Source organism: Secundilactobacillus hailunensis, from assembly GCF_005405185.1.
In the GTDB taxonomy this organism is placed as follows: Bacteria; Bacillota; Bacilli; order Lactobacillales; family Lactobacillaceae; genus Secundilactobacillus; species Secundilactobacillus hailunensis.
Genome location: NZ_BJDO01000075.1, coordinates 1 through 6,065 on the forward strand (window position 1 = coordinate 1; position 6,065 = coordinate 6,065).

The 6,065-nt window shown below is 48.0% G+C and carries 3 protein-coding genes; 1 reads left to right on the forward strand and 2 read right to left on the reverse strand.

From position 1 onward, the window contains the following. Positions 1-137: 137 nt before the first annotated feature. Positions 138-2,792, reverse strand: coding sequence for a cation-translocating P-type ATPase (locus FFM73_RS11860; protein WP_373278675.1), 2,655 nt, complete (start codon positions 2,790-2,792; stop codon positions 138-140). 186 nt (positions 2,793-2,978) lie between these two features. Next, entirely contained in the window at positions 2,979-4,397 is a 1,419-nt protein-coding gene (locus FFM73_RS11865; protein ID WP_137631882.1) for a C69 family dipeptidase, read from the reverse strand. 170 nt (positions 4,398-4,567) lie between these two features. Between FFM73_RS11865 and FFM73_RS11870 the strand changes: the two genes are divergently transcribed. Beyond that, complete coding sequence (locus tag FFM73_RS11870) at positions 4,568-5,917, forward strand: FAD-dependent oxidoreductase (RefSeq protein WP_137631883.1); 1,350 nt, start codon at positions 4,568-4,570, stop codon at positions 5,915-5,917. Positions 5,918-6,065: the final 148 nt, after the last annotated feature.

Consider the following 6,065-nt stretch of genomic DNA (forward strand, 5'->3'; position numbering starts at 1 on the left):
TCCAGTGCTGTGTGTTTGGATCTAGGCATACAAAAATCCCTCCATAGTCATCAAATGAATTATTGTATTTCATCTGACAACCATAAAGGGATTATCGCATTATCAACTGATAATTGGGGCTTCTTTATGACTAATTTTTAGTCTTCTTCTAAAATGACAGGCTGGCTCAGCTTAGTTCGCTGCAGCCGTTTATTGAGTTCCAAAACACCGCTAGGAATAAAAATGGCGATGAGGATAATCAGCCAATTGATGCCCGGTAACGCCACCAGCTGAAAGACTTCACGTAATCCCGGAATCAGCGCCGTACTGATCACCAGACCGGCAGCTAACAGCACTCCAGCGTTTAAAGCGGGATTGCTGGTGATCCCCTGCCAGGAAAGTAGCGAACGCTGCTTGATCGGATAAATGTCGACCATGGATCCTAACGCTAGCGTGAAGAACAGCATGGTCATCCCAACGGCGGGATCATTGCTGGCTAGCCCGAAACGGCCCAGACTGTAAATCCCCAGCGTCAAGATAATAAAGGTCCCTGTCCGCACCGCAACTCGCTGCCCCAATCCGTCAGCAAAAACACTAGTCTGGCGGCTGATCGGTGGCCGTTTCATATTCAGTGGTTCTGCTGGTTCGCGGCTGAGGTAGAAACCAGGAATGCCATCCGCTAAAACGTTGATCAGCAATAACTGCTCCGCAATCAACGGTGCGCCCCAGCCAATGCCAACCGCAAAGATCATCAAAAAGATCTGTGCAAAATTAACGCCGATCAGAAACTCAACGGCTTTCAAAATATTTTGATAAACCGAACGTCCCGTGGCAACCGCCGCTACGATGGTTTCAAAGTTATCATCCGTTAAGATCATGTCGCTGGCATTCTTTGAGACCTCGGTGCCGGTAATCCCCATGGCGATCCCAACATCCGCAGCTTTTAGCGCTGGTGCATCATTAACGCCGTCACCGGTCATGGCCACTGTAGCGCCCTGTTTTTGCCACGCCGTAATGATGCGAATCTTATCTTCCGGCGATACCCGAGCATACACACTGATGTTTTCTATTTGCTGTGCCAGCTCCTGATTGGACAGCTGGGAGAGAGCGGCTCCCGTCACCACTTGATCACCCGGACGTAAAATGCCGATCTGTTTGGCAATCGCCTTAGCGGTTTCCAAGTGGTCGCCTGTAATCATCACCGTACGAATACCGGCTTCACGCGCCTGGGCAACGGCGGCAATGGCTGTCTCCCGTGGCGGATCGATCATGCCGATCAACCCAGCAAAGGTCAAGTCATGCTGCAGTTCTTCAATGGGCGCTTCTGGTAGCGTCTCAAAATATTTGTAGCCCACGGCCAGCACCCGCAAAGCATCGTGCGCAAACTGATCATGGATCTGGCTGGTTTTAGCCTGCTCCTTAGCTGACTGGTTCAATTGCAGCCGGTCAAGCGCTCCCTTGACGATCAGCAACGCCCTGCCATCCGGTAATTGATGGAGGGTGGCCATCGTTTTCTTGGTCGAATTAAATGGATCCTCCGCAATCCGCGGTGCCTGCTGTTCAAAATCGGCTCGCGTCAATCCCTCAGTAGCCAGCCAGCGAACGATGGCTAATTCAGTGGAATCCCCGATTTCAACCCAGTCATCCTGAATCTTTTCCCGGGTGGCATTGGTCGCTAATCCCATTAACCGCATCAGTGATTGGGTCTGCTCTTGAAGAGCGTCCTTGCCCACCACACTTGGCGCCGAATCGGCTGCGGCCCAAACCTGGGTCACCGTCATTTGATTTTGAGTCAGCGTCCCGGTCTTATCAGAAGCAATCACGTTGACGCCGCCAATAGTTTCCACCGCATCCACCCGTCGCATAATCGCGTGCTGTTTAGCCATTACGCCAACTCCGTGAGAGAGGCTGATGGTCACAATGATGGGCAAGGTCTCCGGCACCGCCGCTACGGCCAGTGACACCCCAATCATTAGGGCATCCGTTAGTGTCTCACCTTGAAAAAAGATTCCTAAAATGGTAATGATAACCCCACCAACCACGGCAACCGCCGTTAACCGACCAGAGAGTTGATTTAGCCGTTTCTGTAACGGTGTCATCCGCGCCTTAGTCTGGTTTAACATGCCGGCAATACTGCCGATCTCAGTGTCCATCCCAATGGCCGTCACGACCATGCGACCAGTTCCCTGCGTAACGCCCGTTCCAGAAAAGACTTCGTTGATCCGATCACCAATTTCGGCTGTTTCGGCCACTGGTTCGGCCGTTTTCTTAACCGGTTCACTTTCTCCCGTCAAAACCGCTTCATCGATCCGCAATGCGGTTGCTGCTATCAGTCGACCGTCAGCCGGAATTTGATTACCGCCTGACAGCAGCACAACATCACCAACAACTAAATCGGCCGCATCAATCACCTGAGTGTGACCATCACGCAGCACGGTGACCTCATGGATATTCATCTTTTTTAAAGCTGCTAAAGATTTCTCTGCGCTATGTTCCTGATACATCCCGATCAGCACGTTGATCACTAAAATACTGCCGATCACGATAGTTTTCGTCCAGCCACCATTCGCGGCAATCGCCAGGTAGGTCGATAACGCCACCGCAAATAACAGCACCAGTGACGCCACGTCAGACAAATGCCGCCAAATCTTTTGGAAAATGGTTGGCGGCTTTTCTTCCTGTAACACGTTTCGGCCATCACCTTGCCGCTGTTTGATCTGTTCGGTGCTCAGTCCGCTGGTAAAATTAGTTTTAAGTGCCGTCGCTAATTCCTGACGGTCTCTTTCAGCATTTGTCTTCGTCATAGTCAGCAGTCCTTTCCTGTTGCTTTGGGGCGCTAGCCAGTTTCTGCTACCTTTAGTTTATCGAAAGTGCTGCTGAGATACCATGAATTAATTATGATTAGTATTAGAATTCTTCATGAATTTAAACTTTTAGCTCGTTATATCAAAAATACCGCCACTGCTGACCTAATTTCGGCAATGACGGTATGTTTAATGTTATAGGTTAACATCCATGTTAAACGTTAATTTTGAAAGTTCCAAACCGTGTTCAAACAAATCGTTCATCAGTTTAGTAGTTCGGGCTTTCATTTCAGAGACGATCAAATAATTTTGCTGTGTCAGGTAAGTCGTGAGCTCGTCACCAGCTAGTTTGCTGGCAACCTGATCAGTCTTGGCAACGTGTTTTGCAAACAGTTCAAGGCTGGCGGTCAAATAATCCCGGTCATCCTGGACAAATTCAGCATAGTGGGATTCCACTAAGACCGAAAGTTTGCGGTACATCCAATAAGCACTCTCCTGATCAGCGTGAACTGGCGTGTTCGCGTAGGAAGGATCCGTATCGTTGGCATTAGCGAAGAACGGCACGTAAGGACTGAATACTGGTACCCCGAGGCTCAGCCACGTAATGGCAGATTGTGCTTCAGGCACATTATTTCGTAACTGCAATACGTGGGAATTTTGCGTGCGGTTCATCGCAATCGGCCGGAACTTAGTCTTTAATTCGGCCGGCCCATTGCCTAACGGATCATAGTCGGTTTCGTTATAGTGTGACCCTAAAATATAGCTGATATCCGCCACGCTGATCTTCCGGTTCGCATGACCAATAAACGGCAATTCAGCAGAAGTTGGTGACTGAACAACATCTGGCATCAGGTAACGTTGGCCGTACCAAACTCGCGGCGTATTGTAATGCCGGTCCTTTTCCGTACTGGTTCCAAAAATATGGCGGAAGTTCCAGCCGGTCTGATCTGGGTTTAAATGGTGCTCAGTAACAAAATCCTGAATCCCTTCTGAATACATAAAATTATCGGAATCATCAAATGCCACCGATTGAATGGCGACCTGATTAGCCGTAATCACAAACGCGTCATCAGGGACTCGCTGAGCTACCCAGTGATGACCGGTCACGATTTCCATATACCAAGCTTCATCCTTGTCAGCAAACAAAACGCCATTGCCTTCCGGTGACCCGTACTTTTTAATCAGGTCACCCAACACCTTAACCCCGTCACGGGCGCTGGTGATCACGGGTAAGACCATGGTTTGCATGGTGTCTTCAGCCATGCCATCGACAACTAGCGGATCAAAGGCCAAGGCAGCCGGATTACCGTAGACGCTTTCCGTAGCACTCATAGCCACGTTATGCGCATTGATTCCACTTTCTTCATATAAGCCTACTCTATTGACCTCAACGTTTGGCGTGGCCTGATAACGAACGGCGTTTTTAGGTAGCGGTGCCTGAAACCTGTTTTGTGTTGATTGCAGGATCTGACCTGCCTTTTCTGGTTGGTGCATATAAAAGCGCTGCGGGGTCAAAGGTGAAAACGTATCGTCGTTTCTGGCAATCATTACTGAACCGTCGATTGAAGCGTTTTTACCAACTAAAACTGAGGTACATGCTGAAAGATGTGTCATTAGATTTCTCCTTTGAATTTTGTCTGTTATTAGTATATCGCAATTTAACCATTCGAAAATATTGAAAACGGTTTCTTTTTCTTGTGAAATACTTGACAACTAGTTTGGCACCTGTAAAATATAATTGTAAGCAATCTTTTTTGCTTAACGTTTACCAAGGAGGAACTATAATGAAAGTTGCAGTTATTGGTTGTACCCATGCAGGCACATTCGCGACCAAACAGATCTTAGCGGAGAACCCAGATGCTGAAGTGACCGTTTACGAAAAAAACGACGTCATTTCATTCTTATCTTGCGGGATCGCTCTTTATCTAGGCGGTCAGGTGAAGGATCCTAAGGGGCTCTTCTATTCCAGCCCAGATGAATTATCAAAACTCGGGGCAACAGTTTTGATGAAACATAACGTGAAGAGCATTGATAACAAGGCCCATACCATTACCGTTGAGGACTTAGAAACCCATGAGACGACGACCAGCAGTTATGACAAATTAGTCATGACTTCCGGTTCTTGGCCAGTTATTCCACCAATTCCAGGAATCGACAGCGATAAAGTCCTGCTCTGCAAAAACTGGGTACATGCCCAGGAACTCTTCCACCGTGCTGGTGATGCGAAACGCATCGCCGTCATCGGGGCCGGCTACATTGGTGCTGAATTGGCTGAAGCTTATTCACTCAAGGGTCACGATGTCACGTTAGTTGATGCCCAAGACCGGGTCATGCCAAAGTACTTTGACCGGACCTTTACGGACAAGATTGAAGATGCCTATCGCGATCACGGTGTCAAACTCGCCTTGGGTCAAAAAGTGGCAGGCTTTAAGACAACGGCTGATGCGGTCACGATCACGACTGATAAAGAAGCCATTACCGTTGATCTAGCCGTCCTTTGCATTGGCTTTAAACCCAATACCGGTCTGTTAGCTGGTAAAGTCGACATGGCTAAAAACGGCGCCATCCTCACCAACGACTATATGCAGACCAGTGATCCGGATATTTTTGCAGCTGGTGACTCAGCAGCGGTTCATTACAATCCGACCGGCAAAAACGCCTATATCCCACTAGCAACTAACGCAGTTCGTCAAGGAATATTAGTGGGTAAAAACTTAGTGAAGCTAACGGTCAAGTACATGGGAACCCAATCATCATCTGGTTTAGCCCTTTACGGGATCTCACTTTGCTCAACTGGGTTAACGGCTGAAGCAGCTAAGGAACAAGGTATCAAGGCTGAACAGGTGATCATTACTGATAATTACCGTCCGGAATTCATGCCAACTACCCTGCCTGTAACCATGTCTCTGGTCTTCAATCCAGAAACCCGTGAAATCTTAGGTGGCGCCTTGATGAGCAAGTATGATATTTCGCAATCTGCCAACCTCTTATCCGTTTGCATTCAAAATCACAATACCATCGACGATCTTGCCATGGTAGATATGTTATTCCAACCAAACTTTGACCGGCCATTCAACTACTTGAATATTCTCGGACAAGCGGCTCAGGAAAAACTAGCCAAGGCTAAAGCGTAAGCACACTATAACCGGACGTATTGAAACACAAAACGGACTTCCTCATATTTGAGTTAGTCCGTTTTTGTATTTCATTCAGTTACTAATTGCTGATCAGGTTCATAATTCCACGGTAAACAAGCCTCCAATTGCGCTTCTTTTGGGAAAG